At 71.6% G+C, this 19,963-nt stretch carries 17 protein-coding genes, 1 tRNA gene and 1 pseudogene; 7 read left to right on the forward strand and 12 right to left on the reverse strand.

Going from position 1 to position 19,963, the window contains the following annotated elements:
* Positions 1-11: 11 nt before the first annotated feature.
* Positions 12-584: a LytR C-terminal domain-containing protein gene (locus ABZV93_RS26495; protein WP_354941221.1), complete on the forward strand. Its 573-nt coding sequence runs from the start codon at positions 12-14 to the stop codon at positions 582-584.
* 15 nt (positions 585-599) lie between these two features.
* Here ABZV93_RS26495 and ABZV93_RS26500 read toward each other — a convergent pair whose 3' ends face one another.
* The 6 genes from ABZV93_RS26500 to ABZV93_RS26525 all read right to left on the reverse strand — a co-directional run bounded on the left by ABZV93_RS26500 (position 600) and on the right by ABZV93_RS26525 (position 4,378).
* The gene (locus tag ABZV93_RS26500) at positions 600-2,135 is read right to left on the reverse strand and encodes a potassium/proton antiporter (RefSeq protein WP_354941223.1); all 1,536 of its coding nucleotides are present in this window, start codon (positions 2,133-2,135) and stop codon (positions 600-602) included.
* Positions 2,136-2,229: 94 nt separating this feature from the next.
* Positions 2,230-2,314: transfer RNA gene (locus ABZV93_RS26505), tRNA-Ser, on the reverse strand.
* Between the two features lie 34 nt (positions 2,315-2,348).
* Positions 2,349-2,786, reverse strand: coding sequence for a nucleoside deaminase (locus tag ABZV93_RS26510; protein ID WP_354941225.1), 438 nt, complete (start codon positions 2,784-2,786; stop codon positions 2,349-2,351).
* Between the two features lie 20 nt (positions 2,787-2,806).
* Positions 2,807-3,343 carry a tRNA adenosine deaminase-associated protein gene (locus ABZV93_RS26515; protein ID WP_354941227.1) on the reverse strand — a complete coding sequence of 179 codons (537 nt, stop codon included), beginning with the start codon at positions 3,341-3,343 and terminating at the stop codon, positions 2,807-2,809.
* 130 nt (positions 3,344-3,473) lie between these two features.
* Positions 3,474-3,971 carry a tRNA adenosine deaminase-associated protein gene (locus ABZV93_RS26520; RefSeq protein WP_354941229.1) on the reverse strand — a complete coding sequence of 166 codons (498 nt, stop codon included), beginning with the start codon at positions 3,969-3,971 and terminating at the stop codon, positions 3,474-3,476.
* 143 nt (positions 3,972-4,114) lie between these two features.
* Positions 4,115-4,378: a hypothetical protein gene (locus ABZV93_RS26525; protein WP_354941231.1), complete on the reverse strand. Its 264-nt coding sequence runs from the start codon at positions 4,376-4,378 to the stop codon at positions 4,115-4,117.
* Between the two features lie 448 nt (positions 4,379-4,826).
* Between ABZV93_RS26525 and upp the strand changes: the two genes are divergently transcribed.
* The gene (upp, locus tag ABZV93_RS26530) at positions 4,827-5,468 is read left to right on the forward strand and encodes a uracil phosphoribosyltransferase (protein ID WP_354941233.1); all 642 of its coding nucleotides are present in this window, start codon (positions 4,827-4,829) and stop codon (positions 5,466-5,468) included.
* Positions 5,469-5,608: 140 nt separating this feature from the next.
* A complete protein-coding gene (locus ABZV93_RS26535; RefSeq protein ID WP_354941235.1) occupies positions 5,609-7,135 on the forward strand; it encodes a glycosyltransferase in 1,527 nt (508 codons plus the stop codon).
* 14 nt (positions 7,136-7,149) lie between these two features.
* Here ABZV93_RS26535 and ABZV93_RS26540 read toward each other — a convergent pair whose 3' ends face one another.
* Both ABZV93_RS26540 and ABZV93_RS26545 read right to left on the reverse strand, forming a co-directional pair.
* Positions 7,150-7,728 (reverse strand): ABC transporter permease, encoded by a 579-nt coding sequence (locus tag ABZV93_RS26540; RefSeq protein ID WP_354941237.1) that lies wholly within the window; start codon positions 7,726-7,728, stop codon positions 7,150-7,152.
* Between the two features lie 337 nt (positions 7,729-8,065).
* Positions 8,066-8,137, reverse strand: a pseudogene (locus ABZV93_RS26545) (hypothetical protein); the annotation flags it as partial.
* Positions 8,138-8,419: 282 nt separating this feature from the next.
* Here ABZV93_RS26545 and ABZV93_RS26550 point away from each other — a divergent pair.
* Complete coding sequence (locus ABZV93_RS26550) at positions 8,420-8,974, forward strand: cysteine hydrolase family protein (RefSeq protein WP_354941239.1); 555 nt, start codon at positions 8,420-8,422, stop codon at positions 8,972-8,974.
* Between the two features lie 182 nt (positions 8,975-9,156).
* Positions 9,157-11,391 carry a DUF222 domain-containing protein gene (locus tag ABZV93_RS26555; protein WP_354941241.1) on the forward strand — a complete coding sequence of 745 codons (2,235 nt, stop codon included), beginning with the start codon at positions 9,157-9,159 and terminating at the stop codon, positions 11,389-11,391.
* A gap of 29 nt (positions 11,392-11,420) precedes the next feature.
* On the opposite strand, the gene ABZV93_RS26560 is transcribed toward ABZV93_RS26555, so the two are convergent.
* From ABZV93_RS26560 to ABZV93_RS26570, 3 genes are read right to left on the reverse strand one after another with little or no spacing between them, the layout of a single operon-like run.
* Positions 11,421-12,806: an NAD(P)(+) transhydrogenase (Re/Si-specific) subunit beta gene (locus ABZV93_RS26560; RefSeq protein ID WP_354941243.1), complete on the reverse strand. Its 1,386-nt coding sequence runs from the start codon at positions 12,804-12,806 to the stop codon at positions 11,421-11,423.
* Complete coding sequence (locus ABZV93_RS26565; RefSeq protein WP_354941245.1) at positions 12,799-13,107, reverse strand: NAD(P) transhydrogenase subunit alpha; 309 nt, start codon at positions 13,105-13,107, stop codon at positions 12,799-12,801. The genes ABZV93_RS26560 and ABZV93_RS26565 overlap by 8 nt, the downstream gene beginning before the upstream one ends.
* Entirely contained in the window at positions 13,108-14,232 is a 1,125-nt protein-coding gene (locus ABZV93_RS26570) for an NAD(P) transhydrogenase subunit alpha (protein ID WP_354941247.1), read from the reverse strand.
* A gap of 89 nt (positions 14,233-14,321) precedes the next feature.
* Here ABZV93_RS26570 and ABZV93_RS26575 point away from each other — a divergent pair, with 89 nt between their 5' ends.
* Both ABZV93_RS26575 and ABZV93_RS26580 read left to right on the forward strand, forming a co-directional pair.
* Positions 14,322-15,095 carry a dienelactone hydrolase family protein gene (locus tag ABZV93_RS26575; protein ID WP_354941249.1) on the forward strand — a complete coding sequence of 258 codons (774 nt, stop codon included), beginning with the start codon at positions 14,322-14,324 and terminating at the stop codon, positions 15,093-15,095.
* A gap of 182 nt (positions 15,096-15,277) precedes the next feature.
* Complete coding sequence (locus tag ABZV93_RS26580) at positions 15,278-18,508, forward strand: glycoside hydrolase family 2 TIM barrel-domain containing protein (protein WP_354941251.1); 3,231 nt, start codon at positions 15,278-15,280, stop codon at positions 18,506-18,508.
* A gap of 150 nt (positions 18,509-18,658) precedes the next feature.
* Here the strand turns inward: ABZV93_RS26580 and fxlM are convergent, their stop codons facing one another.
* Positions 18,659-19,954, reverse strand: coding sequence for a methyltransferase, FxLD system (gene fxlM, locus ABZV93_RS26585; protein ID WP_354941253.1), 1,296 nt, complete (start codon positions 19,952-19,954; stop codon positions 18,659-18,661).
* Between the last annotated feature and the right edge of the window lie 9 nt (positions 19,955-19,963).

Consider the following 19,963-nt stretch of genomic DNA (forward strand, 5'->3'; position numbering starts at 1 on the left):
AGGGGGCGCACATGACGTGGGACGAGACCGCCGAGCTACGCCGGGCCCGGCGCCGGCGCCGGCGGAAGATCCGCGGCCCCCTCACGCTGGTCGTCCTTCTCGGCCTCGTCGCCGCGGCCGGGTGGTTCGGCTGGCACTCGGCCCTCAAGGCGATCCCCGGCGCGGGGCCGGACCTCGTGTGCAGCACACCCGCGCCCGGCCAGAAGCAGCGGATCTCGGCCACCACGGTGGTCGTCAACGTCTACAACGCGAGCAAGATCGGTGGACTCGCGGAGCGTACGGCGACCGACCTGCGCCAGCGCGGCTTCACCGTCGGCACCGTGGCCAACGACCCGAAGAAGGCCAAGGTGAAGGTCGCGGAGGTTCGCGGCCGGGCCAAGGACGCGCCGGAGGTCCTCCTGGTCGCCGCCCAGGTCGCCAAGGAGAAGATCAGCGTGGACGACCGGCCCGACGCGAGCGTCGACCTGGTCCTCGGCACCGACTTCCACGGCCTCGTCACCAAGGCGCCGACGGCGATGGACGTCTCCACCACCGTGCCGGTCTGTGCGAAGCCCAGTCCCACGCCGGGCGGCGTCGCCGGCTGACCAGGGCCGGCGTGATCAGGGCCGGCGGACCCACCGCATCCGCGAGGAGGCGGTCGGCTGGTGACCTTCCAGCCACCCCGCCAGCCGGCCCGAACGGCTCACCGACCGCAGCCGGCGTTCGGTGGCCTCGCGTACCCGGCGCGGAGCGACCACGAGCAGGTCGTCGCCGACCTTCAGGGGGGTACGCAACCCTGGCACCAGGCTGCGGCCCTCCCGGACCACCAGCGCCACCGACGCTCCCTCGGGCAGCCGCAGCTCTCCCACCTCGACGTTGGCCAGCTGCGACCGGGGCAGGATCCGGATCTGCAGCAGGTCGGCGTCCAGGCGTTCCAGCGGCGCGGCCTCCACGTCGAGGTCCCGCACCTCGTCCTCACCGCCGATCCGCAGCACCCGGCCCACCCACGGCAACGTCGGCGCCTGCACCAGCGTGAACACCACGACCAGGACGAAGACCACGTTGAACAACCGGTCGGCGCGCTCCAGCCCGGCCGCCAGCGGGATCGTGGCCAGCACGATCGGCACCGCACCACGCAACCCCGCCCAGGCGAGGAACAACTGGTCGGGTATCCGCGGCCGGAACGGCAGCATCGACACGAACACCGACAGCGGCCGGGCCACGAAGGTCAGCGCGAGCCCGGCGACCAGGCCGGCCAGCACGTCGTTCCAGTCCAGCCGGCTCGGCCAGGCGAGCAGCCCGAGCATCACGAACAGCCCGATCTGGGCCAGCCACGCGAGGCCCTCCACGAAGGACCGCGTGGTCGGCCGGTGCGGAAGCTCGGCGTTGCCGAGGACGAGGGACGCGACGTAGACGGCGGCGAAACCGCTGCAGTGCACGAACGAGGTGAAGGCGTACGCCAGCACCGCGAACGACACCACCGCCAGCGGGTACAGGCCCGACGACGGCAGCGCCACCCGGCGCAGCAGCCACGCGCCGCCCCACCCGATGAGGAACCCGAACACCGTGCCGCCGGCGAGTTCGCCCGCGATCAGCCCGACGATGCGGGGTAGGCCCTCCTCCGCGAACGCCGTGGAGCTGAGCAGGGTGACCAGCAGGACGGTCGGGGCGTCGTTCAGCCCGGACTCGGCTTCCAGGACCCCGGCCAGCCGGCGGGGCAAGGGGACCTTCCGCAGCACCGAGAACACCGCTGCCGCGTCGGTGGGCGAGGTGACGGCGCCGAGGAGCAGGGACAGCCGCCAGCCGAAGCCGAGCGTGCCGTGCACGATCACCGCCACCACGAGCACGCTGACCGCGACTCCGACGGTGGCGAGGACGAGCCCGGGCAGCATCGACCCGCGTACCTCGGCCCACCGGGTCGTGAGACCGCCCTCGGTGAGAATGATCACCAGGGCGGCGAAGCCGAGGGCGTGGGCGAGCTGGGCGTCGTCGAACCGGACGCCGAGCCCCGCCTCGCCGAGGGCGACGCCCATCGCGAGGTAGATCAGCAGGCTGGGGAACCCGAACCGCACCGAGGCCCGGACGGCGAGGATCGCCAGCAGCAGAACCAGGGCGCCGTACAGCAGGAAGTCGTTGAGCTCGGCGACAGTGATCATCGCCGGCACCTCCCCCCGCCCCCGATGGCTTCTTTCGTTGCCAATGCCAAAGGGCCTGGGCACGTCAGGTGCTCGTGCCCAGGCCCTCCTGCTGCGGTGGCGGTGGGATTTGAACCCACGGAGGGTTGCCCCTCACACGCTTTCGAGGCGTGCTCCTTCGGCCGCTCGGACACGCCACCGCCGGGTAGGTTACCGGACGAGGTGGCAGCCGCCTCACACGCCCCGGCGAGCGGCGAAGAACCGCCGCAGCACGTCACCGCACTCCTGCGCGAGCACGCCCCCGACCACCTGCGGCCGGTGGTTGAGCCGGCGGTCGCGTACGACGTCCCACAGCGAGCCGACGGCGCCGGCCTTGTCGTCGTACGCACCGAACACCACCTGGTCGACCCGGGCCTGCACCAGCGCACCCGCGCACATCGTGCAGGGCTCGAGGGTGACGACGAGGGTGCATCCGGAAAGACGCCACTCACCACGTCGCACGGCGGCCTCCCGGATCGCCAGCACCTCGGCGTGGGCGGTGGGGTCGCCGGTCGCCTCCCGTGCGTTGCGCCCCCGGCCGAGCACGGCGCCGTCGGGGCCGAGGACGACGCAGCCGACGGGTACGTCACCGGTGTCCGGAGCCAGCGCGGCCTCGCCGAGGGCGGCCCGCATCGGGTCCTCCCACCCGGAGCTCAGCGGACGGCCTCGAGCGCCTCGGCGAATCCCAGGCGTTCGGCGAGGAACGTCACCGCCGCCGAGGGGGGCGTGCCGATCGCCGCCGCCAGCCGGTTGAGGTCCTCGGCCCGGATGCCGAGGTCGTCCAGCAGACCGGCCTCGCCGATGGGCTCGGCCGGCAGCTCCACCGGCTCGTCCTCGTCCTCGTCGAGGTCGGTGGCCGGCACCACCGGCAGGTCGGCACCCGCGTCACCGGCGACCACCGCGGCGAGCCGGTGTTCCTCCACCAACTCGCTCACCAGCGCCTCACCGACCGGTGAGCGGAGCGTCTCGGCTCCGTCGGACACGTACACCCTGGGTTCCTCGTCGCCTTCCACCCTCACGACGGCGAACCAGTTCTCCTCCTCGACGAGGACCAGGACGTTCTCGTCGTCGGACTCGACGTCCTGTACCGCGTCGACCACGTCCTCCACGGTCTCCACGTCGTCGAGGTCGGTCTCACTCGCCACCCACTCGTCCCCACTGCGGGCGAACGCCGCCGCGAAGTACGACACCGCGCACCATTCCTTCGAGTTCTCGATCTGCGCCTACGGCTTGTCTGGACCTGTCTTTCGCCGGGGTCCGCGATCGAAACCTACGGTCGCGGTCCGCGACGGTGTCAGTTGGCCGGCATGATCAGTATGGTCAGCCGACCGAGGCCTCGACCGCCCGCTGGAACGCCGGACCGTAGCCCAGGCGCTCGGCGATCTTGGACAGCATCTCGTCGGGGTAGAGGTCGAGGTCGTCACACAGGGCGCCCATCTCCATCGCGGCCATGCCGAGGTCGGCCACGATGGTGAGATCGCCCGCGGGTTGTGCCTGGTCCTCGTCGTCCTCGTCGATGGGGACCGGAAGCGCGAGTTCGTCGAGGACCTCCCGGGCCAGCGGCCAGTCCGTCGCCGCGGTTACATCGGACAGGAGGTAACGGACCTCGTCGCCCACGACCCGGACCAGGATGAAGAAGTCGTCGTCGACCGAGACCGAGCCGATACAGCCGATGTCGCCCTGCATCTGGCGCAGCGTGCGTACGAACGTGTCGAGGTCACGCGCCGCCGTGGTCGCCAGTGACGACACCCGCCAGCAGCCCTCCTCGAGGTAGGTGACCACCGCGAAGTCGATCGCCGTAGCACTGTCGTCGGCCATGTAGGGCATGGTGGCAGACCCGCGGGAAAATGCACCGGCTTTTCCCGGCCTTTGTTCGCCCGATCCGTGCCTTTTCGCCGAAGTTCCACCGAACCCGGACCGCCGGTGCCCGGCCGGGCGGCACGTGACGCGTCCGGTGGCTCCTACAGCGCGCGGCGCAGGGCCTGGCGACGCCGGCGGAGCTGGTTGGCCCGGAGCGCGAACGGGAGGTCCTTGGCCTCGGCCAGGTCGCGCAGCAGCGCGGCCCGGCGGCGCAAACGTTCCCGCTCGCGTTCGGTGAGGGGACGCGGCTCCGCCGTATCGCCGGCAGCTGAGGAGGTCGACGGCGAGGAGGACGCGGACGGAGACGAGGTGGTGGAAGAGTCGGAAGTCCGGCCGGCTACCGGGCCGGTCGTCGCGCCGACCACCGGGCCGGTCGTGCCCGCTCGGGAGTCTCCGGGAGGGCCCGAGGCCTGCGTGGGGGTTACGGCCCAACCGCTGCGGGCCATCCCCGTCGCCGACACACGGAATGCTGGCGAGTCCGACTGCCGTCTTCGTGTTGCGCTCATGCACCTGACCGCCGATCCAGACGATCCCCGTTGTGATGAAGGGGCCACCAGCCGGGTGTGGGCGACCCCAGACATGACTCCCTAAAGGTGGACCTTGGCCGGGGACCGGAGCAATGTCTGCGACCGGTTTTTTTCAGCCGGAGTTGCACTTTTTACGCCCCGAAGGTCCTTCCCCCGTCGGTTCGCTGGCTCTCCGGGAGGGCGCGTTCACGGTGCGAGTTCGGCGTACGGAATTCCGCGTGGAGTGGGCGTACGGCCGTCCACCGCAGGCTCCGGCCCCGCGCCGCGATGGCCTAGGGTCACGCCCATGCGGATCCACGTCGCCGACCACCCTCTGATCGCGCACAAGCTCACCGTGCTGCGCGACGCCGGTACCGACTCCCCGACGTTCCGGTTGCTCACCGACGAGCTGGTCACCCTGCTCGCGTACGAGGCGACCCGGGACGTCCGGACCGAGCCGGTCACCGTCACCACTCCGGTCGCCGAGGCGCAGGGGGTGAAGCTGGCGGCGCCCAAACCGCTGGTCGTGCCGATCCTGCGCGCGGGCCTGGGGATGCTGGAGGGCATGGTGCGGCTGCTGCCCACCGCCGAGGTCGGCTTCCTCGGCATGGTCCGCGACGAGCACACGCTGAAGGCCTCGACGTACGCCCAGCGGATCCCCGAGGACCTGTCCGGCCGGCAGTGCTACGTCCTCGACCCGATGCTGGCCACCGGTGGAACGCTCGCCGACTCCGTGCGCTTCCTGGTCGAGCGAGGGGCGGACCACATCACGGCGGTGTGCCTGCTCGCCGCCCCGGAGGGCCTCCGCTTCCTCGAGCGCGAACTCGACTCGGTGGGTGTCCCGGTCACGGTCGTCACCGCCGCGGTGGACGACCACCTCAACGAGCACGGCTTCATCGTCCCCGGGCTCGGCGACGCGGGCGACCGGCTGTACGGCGTCGCCGGCTGACCGGCCCTGCCCGCGCAAGCCGCGCGAGCCGCCCCGGCCGCCTGAGCTGCCCGGCAGAAACCGGCGGTCACCGGTCCACCACCGTCCACAGGTTTGTCGGGGGAACATCCGGCCCATGCTGACGGCATGGGGGGATTCCCATGGGCGTGAAAGTGAGCGTCGTCGTCCCGGTGTACAACCTGGGAGCCGATCTCGACGCCTGTCTGGAGTCACTGCTGGGCCAGTCGCTGGCACCCGGTGAGTACGAAATCCTGATGGTGGACGACGGCTCGCACGACGGGACGGCCCAGCGGGCGGAGAAGCTCGCCCAGCTGCATCCGCCACTGCGCGCCATCACCGCCGCCCACACCGGCGGTCCGGGGCGACCGCGCAACATCGGCATCGAGCGCGCACACGGCGAGTACGTCTACTTCCTCGACCCCGACGACCGGCTCACCCCGACCGCGCTGGAACGCATGTACGCCACCGCCGCCCGTACGAACGCCGACATCGTGATCGGGAAGCTGGTCGGCCACGGCGGCCGCTCGGTCCCCCGGCACGTCTTCCGGGCGTCCCGGGACCAGGCCGACCTGGTGGAGGACCGGCTGTTCGGGCTGCTGACGCCGCACATGCTTTTCCGGTCGGCCTTCCTGGCCGAGCACCGCCTGCGGTTCGCCGAGGGCGCGGCCTGGCTGGGCGACCAGCTTTTCGTCGCACAGGTGTACTTCCGGGCGAAGGTGGTCAGCGTGCTCGCCGACGAGGTGTGCTGCCACTGGATCCGCCGGCCCGAACGCGAACACGCCTCCCGCCGGTTCGACCCGCGGGCGTACTACCGCGCCCTGCGCGGAGTGCTCGACGTCGTGGACAGTCACACCTCTCCCGGTGACGAGCGCGACCAGATCTACGCCCACTGGTACGACGCGGAGATGCTCCGCCTGCTGGGCGGCCGGACGTTCGGCGGGCTGCCGGTGCGATACCGCCAGCACCTCCTCTACCGCGAGGTCGGCAAGCTGGCCGAGGAGCGGTTCGGGCCGGCGGTGGAGACCTGGCTGCCGCTGTCGATGCGGGTCCGGGCGCGGCTGCTGCGCGCCGGTGCGTACGCCGACATCGCCCGGCTGGCCCGCGCCGAACGCGAGCTGACGGTCGTACCGACCCTGGAACGCGTCGACTGGGACGGCGACCACCTGCTGATCCGGGTCAGCGGCCGGTTGAGCTACGCCGACGGCCGGCCGGTGACCTTCCGCCGGCTCGGCGGCCGGCTGTTGTGGCAACCGCCGGTGCCGCTGCGGGTCGACGTACCCGAGGACGCCTACGAGGTGACCGCCGCGATCAGCCGCAGCCGGCTGGACGTGTACGTGCAGAACCGCAACGACTCCGGTGACTACCGACTGCCGACGACCAGCCACCTGGTGCCCGACACCGCCGACGAGGCCGAGCAGGTCGTCCTGCGTGGAACGGCCCGGCTCGACCCGCGCGTCGCGAAGGCCGGCCGGGCGCTGGAGGACGGGCTGTGGGACTGCTTCGTGCGCGCGGAAAGCTGCGGCTGGGACGTACAGCGGCGGATCGCCCGGCCGAGCCTCTACCAGACCGAACCGCCCTGCCCCAGCCAGGTCGTGGGTACGGGAACGCTGGTCGAACCGCACTGGACCACGCTGGGCAACCTCAGCGTGCGGATCGCCGCGATCTGATCCCTAATTCCGGGTCACTCCGGGCGGGGGTCCCAGCGGAACCGCCGGACGGCGACCAGTGCCCTGGCGACTCCCCACCCGGCGAGCACGCCGAGGCTGGCCCACGCGAACCCGCCGTCCCCGCCGAACGCTCCGAGCAACGCCTGGTTGAACGGCCGTACCGGCAGGAAGTCCGCGACCCGGTTGAGCGCGTCCGCGTGGATCGGCATGTACGTGCCGGACACGAACACCAGCGGGAAGAGGACGAACTGCACGACCGCGGGCGCGGCCTCGGCGTTGCGGATCAGCGAGGCCACCCCGACGCCCAGGGCGCAGAAGCCGGCCGCGCCGAGCACCAGCGTCACCGCGATCGCCGGCCAGTGGGACGGGCCGGCCAGCGGGACGCCGAAGACCCGCCCGATGCCCAGGATGAGCAGGACGTCCACGACGCTCACCAGGACGCAGTGCGCCAGCAGGCCGAGGAAGTACGTCCCGCTCGGCAGCGGCGTCGCCCGGACCCGTGCTCGGCGTGCTCTGGTCCGGCTCGCCGGTGAGCCGGAGGTAGACGTCCTCCAGGCTCGGGCGCTCGACTGCCAGTCCGCCGAGCACCACACCTGCGGCGAGCGCCCAGCCGGTGAGCCGGTGCAGCGTCCCCGTCGGCTCCGCGGTCTCCACGGTGACCAGGGCGTCGCGGTGACCGTCCGGCCCGGTCACCGACTCCCCCGCCGCCACCGGGATATGGTCGAGCGCGAAGCCGTCGGGCAGGGCGAACCGTATCCGTACCCCGGCGCGGTCACGGCCTCCGAGCGTGGCGGGCGTCCCCTCGGAGATGATCCGGCCGCCGGCGATCACCGCCACCCGGTCCGCGAGTTGCTGCGCCTCCTCCATGTAGTGGGTGGTGAGCACGATGGTGGTCCCGGCCGCTCGCAACCGGCGTACGAGCTCCCAGGCGCCCTGCCGGGCGGCGGGATCGAAGCCGGTCGTCGGCTCGTCGAGGAACAGCAGGCTCGGGTCGCCGATCATGCCGAGTGCGAGGTCCAGCCTGCGCTTCTGGCCACGGGGCCGTACTTGTGGAGGTCCGCCACCACGACGGCGTTCTCGTCGGCGGTCCAGGTCTGGTTGGTCACCCGATCAGTCTGGGTAGGCGGTGCCTGTGTCGACCACGGCGTTCGGTCGCGACCGCATGCGACTTTCGTAGGTCCGCCGGCGCGGTGGCGCTTGTGGTGTTGCTCGTGGTGTCGCTTGTCGGCGGATGGGAATACCGTGTGCGCACCCGAACCACCGCTGCCTGTCGAGGAGCGCCGTATGACCACCCTGAGCGACCGCCCGCACACCGCACTCCTGGTGATCGACGTACAGAACGACGTCGTCGGAGGCGCCCACAACCGCGACGCCGTGGTCGCCAACGTCGCCAGGCTCGTGGACCGGGCCAGGTCCGAGAACGTCCCCGTGGTGTGGGTCCAGCACTCCTCCGCCGACAACCTGCCGATGGGCAGTGACGGCTGGCAGTACGTCCCCGAGCTCACCCTGAAGGACTCCGAACCCGTTGTGCACAAGCGCTATCCCGACTCGTTCGAGGAGACCGACCTCGAGTCGGTGCTCGCGGAGCGGCACATCGGGCGCCTCGTCGTCGCGGGCGCGCAGACCGACGAGTGCATCCGTTCCACACTGCACGGAGGGATCGTCCGGGGGTACGACGTGACGCTGGTCGGCGACGCCCACACCACCGAGGACCTGTCCGAGTGGGGTGCACCCACGCCCGACAAGGTCATCGACCACACGAACCTCTACTGGGCCAACCACACCGCCCCCGGTCGGCGGGCGGGCACGGTCACCACCGATTCCGTCGACTTCGGCTGACCGTCAGCACGCACCCTCCGGTCTTCATCTGCGCCGGCGCAACACTGCATTGACACCCCTTGGGGCGCTGCCCCGTCGCCCATTGTCGACCTGACCTGACCACAACTTGTCCACAGTTGACGGATCGGCAGTCCCTTGTGGACAACGAGTTAGTTGTCGGTGGCAGCCTGTAGAGTTCGAACATGCATTCGACGACGCAGGGCCTTCCCGGCGCAGGCGGCCACGGCGCCGCTGCCCGGTTGAGGGCTGCGGTCGCCATGTTCCGCGCCGGGATCGACGAGGCCCTGGCCACCCCCACCACCAGCCTGGAAGCCCGCGAACTCGGTGAGCTGATCGGCGAACTGACCGTCGAAGGGTCCCGGTACGACGCGCTGAAACTGTCCTTGGTTCGCCAGGCCGAGGCCCGCGACATCGCCAAGACGACCGGTGCGGCGACCACGGCGACCTGGCTGCGCAACTCCCAGCGGATGGGGAAGAAGGACTCCTACGCCACCGTCGCCCTCGCCCGCGACCTCGACCGCACCATCACCCTCACCGCCCGGGCACTGGCGCGAGGGGAACTGTCGTTCCGGCACGCGCAGGTGATCGCCGGCGCGATCAAGGACCTGCCCAAGTGGATCAGCCTCGAACAACGCATCAAGGGTGAGGAATACCTGATCGAGGAGGCCAAGCGGCGTAACCCCGACGACGTACGCCTGCTCGGACGTCACCTCCTGCGGGTGCTGGCACCGGAGGAGTGGGAACGCCGCCTCGGTAAAGAACTCGACGATGCCGAACGCGCCGCAGAACGCTCCCGCTCCCTGCGGTATGCGCCGAACGGGATCCCCGGTTCGGAGACGGTGGTGATCAAACTGCCGGTGCTGGAGATGGAACAACTCCGCAAAATCATCGAAACACTCGTCGCCCGCGAGAACAACGGCTCTGGCCCCGACGACCGTCCCCTGGACCAAAAGCGTGGGGACGCGTTCGCGGAGTTGGTCGCCAGGTGGGCTGAATGGGAAGCCTCGCCCAACCGCGGCCGAGGACGCGACTGCGTCACCGTCCTGATCGATCTGCACAACCTGATGAACGGCGTCGGCTACGGCACCATCGACGACCTCAACCCCGTCCGCCCCATGCCGTGCGGCTGCCAAACCCCCGACGCCAAACGCCAATCCCAGCGCAAAGCCCAGCGCCAGCCCCAGGACGAGACCTCCAAGCGCACCAAGGGTTCTGAGGCGGGACAGTCCGGGCCAGACACGAGCCGCCGCGCCACCGAAGAGGCCAAAGCTGCCAGCTCCAAGCCCAGCAAGCAGACCGGCAACACCGGCGGCACCAGGGACGCCGGGGACGCCGGGGACGCCGGGGACGCCGAGCCCAGCGACAACGCCGAGCCCAGCAACGATGGCACGCCCATGACTGCGCCCGGTGCGAGCCCCCACCCCACCGCGGGCGCCTCGCAACCCGACATTGACGACGAGGTCGGCGACCCGGACCTGGCGAACGGCCCCGGCAAGACAGCCCGACCGGCCGACACCGGCGACCTGCACGCGATGACCGGACAGGGTAAGACGACTGGCCTGCGCGAAACCAGCGGGGCGACCCACACCGACGAAACGTGCCGAACCGGAGACGAGAGGGCAACGACAGGCCGCAACGCCCAACCAGTCAAGGAGAAACCACCACCTGGCACCACGGGCCCCGCGGACCGGACACCAGAACCACGAGAACCCGGCCAGCACCCACAACCGAACACCGCCACCGGAACGGCCCCGGACCCGGACCCCGAACCCGGGCAGGGACCCGAACCGGAACCAGGTACCGGACCCGGGGAACCGAACCTCGGGGCACAACACCACGCCGACGCCGAGCCTGAGATCGAGGACGGTGCGGCGGAGCCGGAGGCTGCCTACGACCCCAGCGACCCCGATGACCCCAGCGACCCCGATGACCCCAGCGACCCCGACGACCCCAATGGCCGCATCGACCCGCACGACGGCTGCAGCAAGTGCGGAGGCGGCGGATCAGCAAGGATCCTCGGCCTACGCGGAGAACCCATCTCCGTCGCCACCATCCGCAGGATGGCCTGCGACGCCAACATCATCCCCGTCGTCCTCGGCGGCAACGGTGAGGTCCTCGACGTCGGCATGGCCGACCGCTTCTTCACCGAAGCACAACGCCGCGCCCTCGCCGTCCGCGACGGCAGCCACTGCCACTTCCCCGAATGCCACGTCCCCGAACGCCGCTGCATCGCCCACCACATGAACCCCTGGGACAACTTCGGGCCAACCGACCTCGACAACGGAGTCCTCCTGTGCAAAACCCACCACACCTTCGTCCACCACAAGGGCTGGATCGTGCGCATGGGCGCACACGGCCACCCCGAGTACATCCCGCCGGAGTGGGTGGACCCGCAGCAGAAAGTGCAACGCCCGTGAGGAGCTCAGACCCGAGGGTCCGCCAGGGCTCACACCGAACGAAGCGCGGCGACCAGCCTTGTCAACGACTCCTTGGCGTCACCGAAGAGCACGGTCGTCTTCGGATCGTGCAGGAGGGGGTTCTCGATCCCGGCGAACCCGGGCCGCATCGAGCGCTTCAGGAACACCACCGCCTTGGACTCGTCGGCGTTCAGGATCGGCATCCCGGCGATGGGAGACCCGAACGGCTCACGCGCGGACGGGTTCACCACATCGTTCGCGCCGACCACGAGCGCCACGTCGGTGGCCCGGAACTCCGGGTTGACGTCGGCCATCTCCACCAGTTGCTCGTACGGCACATCGGCCTCGGCGAGCAGCACGTTCATGTGGCCGGGCATCCGGCCGGCCACCGGGTGGATGGCGTACACGACCTCGACGTCGCGCGCGGCCAGCGCCTCGGCGAGTTCGCGGAGCACGTGCTGTGCCTGCGCGACGGCCAGCCCGTACCCAGGGATCAGCACCACCCGGCGCGCGTACCCCAGCATCACCGCGATGTCTCCGGCACCCGCGGACTTCACCGGCCGGGACGTCTCCTCGGTCGCGCCCTGCGTCGACGGACCGGCGAGCCCACCGAACAGGATCGTCGTCACCCTGCGCCCCATCGCCTGCGCCATCAACCTGGTCAGCAACGAACCCGCCGCACCGACGAGGGTGCCCGCCACCAGCAACAACGCGTTGCCGAGCAGATAGCCGCTCGCGGCCACCGACAGACCGGTGAAGGCGTTCAGCAGCGACACGACGACCGGGACGTCCGCGCCGCCAACCGGCAGCACCAACAGCACACCCACGCCGAGCGCCAGCACCGCCAGCACGATCCCGAACACCAGCGAGCCGAGTACGACCGTGGTCACCGCCGCGGCAAGGGTCACCACCAGGACGCCGCCGTAGACCAGCCGGGTGTGGGGTACGACGATCGGCCGGCCGGGCACCCAGTCCTGCAGCTTCCCGAACGTCACCAGCGAACCCGCGAAGCTCACCGCACCGACCAGCACCGTGGACGCCACCGCGATCCGGGCGCCCACACCGGCGTCGGCGAGCTCGCTGAGCTCGAGCAGCGCCACCAGGGCTGCCGACGCACCGCCGACACCGTTGAACAACGCCACCAGCTGCGGCATCGCCGTCATCACCACCCGGCGGGCGGCGACCGCACCGGCCGCCGCACCGAGAGCGATGGCGATCAGGATCGGAAGAAGATGCGCAGGACGTACGGCGGCGAACGTCACGGCCACCGCCAGCACCGCACCGGCGGCACCGACGAGATTGCCGATCCGCGACGTGCGCGGTGCGGCCAGCCCGCGAAGGGCGAGGATGAAGCACACCGCCGCGACGAGGTAGCCGAGCTGTGCCCACACGGGCGCGGTCAGGGGGTCAGCCATGACGTCTGGGGCTCCTGGCAGGGGTCCTGGCACGGAACATGTCCAGCATGCGGTCGGTCACCACGAAACCGCCCACGAGGTTCAGGGTCGCGAGGAACACCGCCACCAGTCCGACCCACAGTTCGACCGTGTCGCGGGCTCGGCCGGTCACCAGGATCGCCCCGATGAGGATCACGCCGTGGATCGCGTTCGCACCCGACATCAGCGGCGTGTGCAACGTCGTGGACACCTTCGAGATGACCTCGTACCCCGTGAACGCGCTGAGCACGAAGACGGTCAGCAACGCGACCCCCTCGGTCACCTACCCCACCTCCCCGAGGAGTTCCAGTGTCGGCCGGTGTACCACCTCACCCGCATGGGTGACACAGGTGGCGGACAGGATGTCATCACCGAAGTCCAGATGCAGGGCGCCGACACGCACCATCAGCAACAGCACGTTGAGCACGTTGTGGCCGTACAGCTCGCTGGCCGGTCGCGGCAGCTGGCTGGGAACGTTGGAGCCACCCCAGACCAGCACGCCCTCGACCATCACCTCGTGCCCGGGAATGCTGCCCTCGACGTTGCCGCCCTGGTCGGCGGCCAGGTCGACCACCACCGACCCCGCACGCATCCCGGCGACCATCTCGGTGGTGACGAGCACCGGCGCGGTCCGGCCTGGCACCGCCGCGGTGGTGATCACCACGTCGGCGGCGGCGACGTGCGGGGCGAGCAGCTCCCGCTGGCGGGTGGCGCGTTCCTCGGTCATCTCCCGTGCGTAACCTCCGGCGCCGGACAGCGGCGGCAGGTCGAGCTGCACGAACTTCGCGCCGACGCTGGCCACCTCCTCCGCCGAGCTCTCGCGTACGTCGTAGGCCTCCACCACCGCGCCGAGCCGGCGCGCGGTCGCGATCGCCTGCAGCCCGGCGACCCCGGCGCCGAGCACCAGCACGGTCGCCGGCCGCACCGTGCCGGCGGCCGTCATGAACAACGGAAAGAACCGCTGCAGGCGTTCGGCGGCGACGATCGCACCTCGGTAGCCCGCCACCATCGACTGCGACGACAACGCGTCCATCGGCTGCGCGCGGGCGGTACGCGGCACGAGGTCCATCGAGAACGACGTGATGCGACGCTCGCGCAACCGGCGCACGAGCGGACCCTCCTCCGCCGTCGGCAGGAACGACACCGTCACCGCACCCTCGCCGAGCTGGCGGGCGGTGCTGAGGTTGATCGGCTGCACCGACACCACGACGTCGGCACCGGCGAGCACGTCCTCGCTCACCTGCGCGCCCATCGCGCGGTAGGCGTCGTCGGTGGCGCCCGCCTCGTTGCCGGCGCCGGATTCCACCGACACCTCGACGCCCGCCGCCAGCAGCCGGGGCAGGTGCTCCGGCAGCAGCGCGACGCGGCGTTCACCGGTCCTGCGTTCCCGAAGTACGGCTATCCTCACGGGCGGCCACCATACGGCACCCCCGGATGCGGAGGTAGGTTCGGAGCCGTGCCCGGACAGCGGTACCCCACCGACGAAAGGAGCGCCCCATGTGCTTCGACGCGGACGCCCTGCCCCCCGAGCCGCCCGGTGGTGCCGAGCCGGTCACCGGCTCCCGCATCACGCTGACCGCCGCCGACGGCGCCACCTTCGGCGCCTACGAGGCGGACGCGCCCGCGTCCAGCGGCGCCGGGGTGGTGGTGATGCCGGACGTGCGCGGCCTGTTCGGTTTCTACGAGAACCTCGCCGAGCGCTTCGCCGGCGTGGGCATCGACGCCGTCGCCATCGACTACTTCGGGCGTACGGCCGAGGAGCCGCCGCACGCGCGTGGTGACGACTTCGACTTCCGCTCCCATGTCGCCCGTACGACACCGGAGTCGGTCGCGGCCGACGTCGGCGCCGCGGTGGACCGGCTGCGAAGCCGCGGCCGGGTGACCTCCGTGTTCACCGTCGGCTTCTGCTTCGGCGGTTCGTACTCCTTCCTCGCCGCGTCGCGCACCGACCTCGCCGGCGTGATCGGCTTCTACGGCGGCATGCGGCAGCGGGTGGAGGGCGGCCCCACGCCGATCAGCGAGGCCGCGACGTACAAGGCACCGATACTCGGCCTGTTCGGCGGGGCGGACGAGAGCATCCCGCCGGAGAAGGTGGAGGAGTTCCGGTCGGCGCTGGAGTCCGCCGGGGCGGAGCACACCCTGCACACCTACCCGGGCGCGCCGCACAGCTTCTTCGACCGCAGCTTCGACGACTACGCCGCCGAGTGCGCCGACGCGTGGACCCGGGTGCGCGAGTTTGTTGCCACCCGCTCCGGTCCCCGGCCGGCCTGACGCGCGGAGAAGCAGCCGACCGAGCAGCCCGCCGCGCCGGGAAGAGCCGCCGCGCCGGACGGCTCGCTGGTGTGGGCGGGCTCGCCCGCAGGGCGGTACCAGCTGGCGGGCAGGCGCTTTCCACCGTTCGCGGAGGGGGCCTTACGGTGGGCCGAGAACGATCCCACCCAGGAGGGCCACCCATGGCTGCGAACGATCCGACCGGGCGGCCCGACGCCCACACGCCAGATCCCGCCGAGACCCCCGACGCGCTCGGTGCGCTGCGGGTGTGGGAGACGCCGGAGTTCACCGGCGCCAACCGCCTGCCCGGACGCGCGACCATGCTGCCCTACCCGACCGCCGAGCAGGCCCGCGCCCAGACCGGCGCCCGGGTGCTGTCGCTGGACGGCGACTGGGCGTTCAAGGTGGTCGACCGGCCGGAGGACACCCCGGCCGACTTCCCCGCCGCGGACCTGGACGTCTCCGGCTGGGACACGGTGGTGGTGCCGGGCAACTGGACGATGCAGGGCCACGGCCGCCCGCAGTACACCAACGTGCAGATGCCGTTCGCGCCCAACCGGCCACCGTACGTGCCGGCGGCAAACCCGACCGGGCTGTACCGCACGGCGTTCGACCTGCCCGCGGACTGGGACGGCTCCCGCCTCGTCCTGCACGTCGGCGGCGCGATCTCGGTGTCCTCGATCTGGGTGAACGGCATCCCGGTGGGCATCGGCAAGGACTCCCGGCTGCCCAGCGAGTACGACGTGACGGCGGCACTGCGCCCAGGCGCCAACACCCTCGCCGTCCAGGTCATCCAGTGGTCGGACGCGAGCTACGTCGAGGACCAGGACCAGTGGTGGCAGGCCGGCATTCACCGCTCGGTTTATCTGTACGCCACACCGGTGACGCACCTCGCCGACGTCGCGGTCACCGCCGGTTACGACCACACCACCGGCGCGGGAACCCTCACCGTCTCCGCCGAGGTCGGCGAGCTGCCCGGCCCCGGCTGGAAGGTCACCGCGGTCCTGGACGCTCCCGACGGAGGGCCGGCTCTGGCCGAGCCGCTGACCGGCGAGCCGGCCGCCCGCGCCGGTGACCTGCCCGGGCTCGGCGTGGTCGGCCTGGCCGCGAACCTGCCGTCGGTCTCGCCCTGGTCGGCGGAGGTGCCGACGCTCTACACCGTCGTGGTGAGCCTGGTCGACCCCGACGGCAACGAGGTCGAGGCGACCCGCGTCCGCACCGGTTTCCGTACGGTCGAGATCCGTGACCGCGAGCTCCTCGTCAACGGCCGCCCGGTCTACATCCGCGGCGTCAACCGGCACGAGCACCACGACACGTTCGGCAGCGCGGTGCCGAAGGAGACCGTCGAGCAGGACGTCCGGGTGCTGAAGGCGTTCAACGTCAACGCGGTCCGCACCTCGCACTACCCGCCGGACCCGTACTTCCTGGAGCTCGCCGACATCCACGGCTTCTACGTCGTCGACGAGGCGAACATCGAGGCACACGCCAACTACACGACCATCTGCGACGACCCGCGCTACCAGGCGGCGTTCGTCGACCGGGTGAGCCGGATGGTGCTGCGCGACCGCAACCACCCGAGCATCATCGCCTGGTCGCTCGGCAACGAGTCCGGTTACGGCCCCAACCACGACGCGGCCGCCGGCTGGGTCCGCCGGGTGGACCCGACCCGGGTGGTGCACTACGAGGGGGCGATCGCGCCGGACTGGTCGGCCGGCCACCCGTCCTCGGACCTGATCTGCCCGATGTACCCGTCGATCGACCGGATCGTGGAGTGGGCGAAGACCACCACCGACCACCGGCCGCTGATCATGTGCGAGTACGCCCACGCGATGGGCAACAGCTGCGGCAACCTCGCCGACTACTGGGCGGCGATCGAGGGCTACCACGGGCTGCAGGGCGGGTTCATCTGGGAGATGCTCGACCACGGCATCCGGAAGAGCCCGAACGACCCGCGGCCCGGCTTCTCCTCCGGTGACCAGCCGGGGTACTGGAGCTACGGCGGCGACTTCGGCGACACCCCGCACGACGGCAACTTCGTCTGCGACGGGCTGTTCTGGCCCGACCGGACCGCGCACCCGGCGATGTGGGAGGCCAAGCGGCTGTTCCAGCCGTTCGACGCGACGCTGGTCGGGGACGACCGGCTGCGCGTACGCAACAAGTACGACTTCCGCGACCTGTCCCACCTGCGGATCTCCTGGGAGGTCACCGTGGACGGGACCGTGGTGGAGTCCGGCACGCTGCCGGGCCTGTCCACCGCGCCGGGCACGGAGGAGGAGATCGCCGTGCCGTGGAAGCGGCCGGCGCTCGACCCGGGCCAGGAGGCGTACGGCACGGTGCGGTTCCACGCCGACGACGTGCCGCTGGCCGGGCCCGGGCACGAGGTCGGCTGGGTGCAGCTGCCGATCGGCACCGGGCCCGCGGCCTCCGCGTCGGCGCAGTCGGCGACGGCCGGCTCGTCCCTGGCGGTGGAGGAGTCCGGGGACGGCTGGACCGTGAGCGGTGACCGGGTGGAGGTGACGGTACGCCGCGCCGACGGCGCGCTCACCGCGTGGCGGGTCGACGGCGTGGACCTGCTGGAGTCCGGCCCGGTGGTCAACACCTGGCGGGCGCCGACCGACAACGACGGCATCCGGCTGGACGAGAGCCCCTGGCAGCGCGGCCACCAGGCGTACTTCCGCTGGCTGGACGCCGGCCTGGACCATCTGGTCACGAGCACCGAGTCGGTGCGGGTGGAGGCGGCCAAGGACGGCGGCGCGCTCGTCACCCGGGTCGAGCGGCTCGCCCCGCAGAGTCCCGAGGGCAGGCAGGCGGCCACCGGGGACACCGGCATCGTGCACGAGGCCCGCTGGGAGATCCGCGCCGACGGCTCGGTGACCGCGAGCCACCACGTCGAGGTGGGTGCGGGGCTGCCGGACCTGCCGCGCGTGGGAGTGCTCGCCACCGTGCCGGCGGGCTTCGAGCAGGTGGAGTGGTTCGGCCGCGGGCCGCACGAGAGCTACGTCGACCGCAAGGCCGGGGCGGCGGTGGGCCGCTGGTCGGGAACGGTGGACGAGCAGTACGTGCCGTACATCCTGCCGCAGGAACACGGCAACAAGACCGACGTGCGCTGGCTCGCACTGCGCCGGGCCGACGGCACCGGGCTGCTGGTGAGCGCGCCGACTCCGGTGGAGGCCGGGGTGTCGCACTACTCCGCCCAGACGCTCGGGACGGCGCGGCACACCGTCGATCTGGTACGCGACGACGTCACCTACCTCACCGTCGACGTCCGCCAGCGCGGGCTGGGCGGCGCGAGCTGCGGGCCGGACGCGCTGGAGGTCTACCACGTACCGTCGGGTACGTCGTACGACCTGGCCTACCGGCTGGTCCCGCTGCGCGCCGACGACGACCCGGCGCAGGTGCACCGGACGGTCTGAACGGCCGGTTGACCAGCACCGGCCGACCACCTGGCCGACACCGCGGCGGTCCGAACTCCTCGAGGGGGCGGGCCGCCGCTGTGTCGTTCGGCCCGAGTGTTGGTTCCGCCTGAACGTTCTACCGGGCCGACGACTGTCAAGGCGAGGTTGTCAGGCCTCCCAGGAGACGAGCAGCCGAACCGATCGCTTGTCGACGACGAACTTTCCCCTGTCCGCCGAGGCATCGTCGGGCCCGCCCGCGGGCAGCGGCAGCACCTCCACCCGCATCCGATCGCTGCCGGGACGGCCGGTGTCGTCCCACGCCCGGGCGGCGGCCGCCAGCCGGGTGGCCAGCACGGACCCGTCGGCACCGTAACCCCGGACCACCAGCGGCGCCGTCGCCGACCGATCGTCCGTGCGCGGTCTCGCCAGCAGCGCGGCACTCGCGCCGGCCACGAGCCCTGCGCCCATCGCGACCGGCGGGCCGGACGGGCGGTCGTAGACGACCGGAAGCTCCACGACGCCGCGTTCGACCGCCTCGGCGCCGGCGTACAGGCCACAGCTGTCCGGTTCGGTGAGCGCGAGCCAGCCGAAGAGCCCGTCCACGAGTTCGGGCGTGGTGAGGTCCAGCCCGGTGGCGATCTCGACGGGCGGCCCGGTCGGCCCAATCAGCGCGGCGGTCAGCCCGTCGACGTCGATCTCCCGTTCGCCGTCGACCGACAACGAGATGCCGACGTCCTCCCCGATCCGGAGCCGCCGTCCGGGACCGGCAGCCAGCCCACGCAGCGGCATGAAGCCGCAGGTGTGCGCCGATCGGCTGCACCACCGCGGACCGGGGGTACCGGCCGCATCGGCCGGATCGGCAGCCCGCTCGAACGCGATCGAGCGCATCACGCCCCGCAGGTCGAACGGCACCACCAGCCGGCCGTCAAGCGCGAGTTGCTCCCACCACGCGGTGGGCAGATCCCACGCGCCGGCGGTGACGATCACCCGGTCGTACGGCGCACCGTCGGGCACGCCCAGCGCGCCGTCGCCGCACTCCACCCGCACCCGGTCGTACCCCGCCGCCACCAGCGCGGCCCGGGCAGCATCGGCCACGTCGGGCTGCACGTCGATGGTCGTGACGCTCCCAGCGGGCCCGGCGAGGTGCGCGAGCAGCGCGGCGTTGTAGCCGGTGCCGGCGCCGATCTCCAGCACCCGGTGGCCGGGCCGAACGTCCAACTGCTCCAGCATGATCACCATGATCGCCGGCTGCGAGGACGAACTCGTCGCCGTACCGTCCGCGTCGCGGCGGGTGACCACCGCCTCGTCGGCGTAGACCTCCTCGGCCGGTACGCCGGGCAGGAACAGATGCCGCGGCACCGCCGTCAGTGCGTCCGCCACCCGCTCGTCGTGCAGCACACCGCGCGCCCGCAGGTCGGCGACCAGCGCGGCCCGGAGCCCACGCAAGTCCGGGTTGACACTCACCCTCGGCCC

The sequence above is a fragment of the Actinopolymorpha sp. NPDC004070 genome (genome assembly GCF_040610475.1).
In the GTDB taxonomy this organism is placed as follows: domain Bacteria; phylum Actinomycetota; class Actinomycetes; order Propionibacteriales; family Actinopolymorphaceae; genus Actinopolymorpha.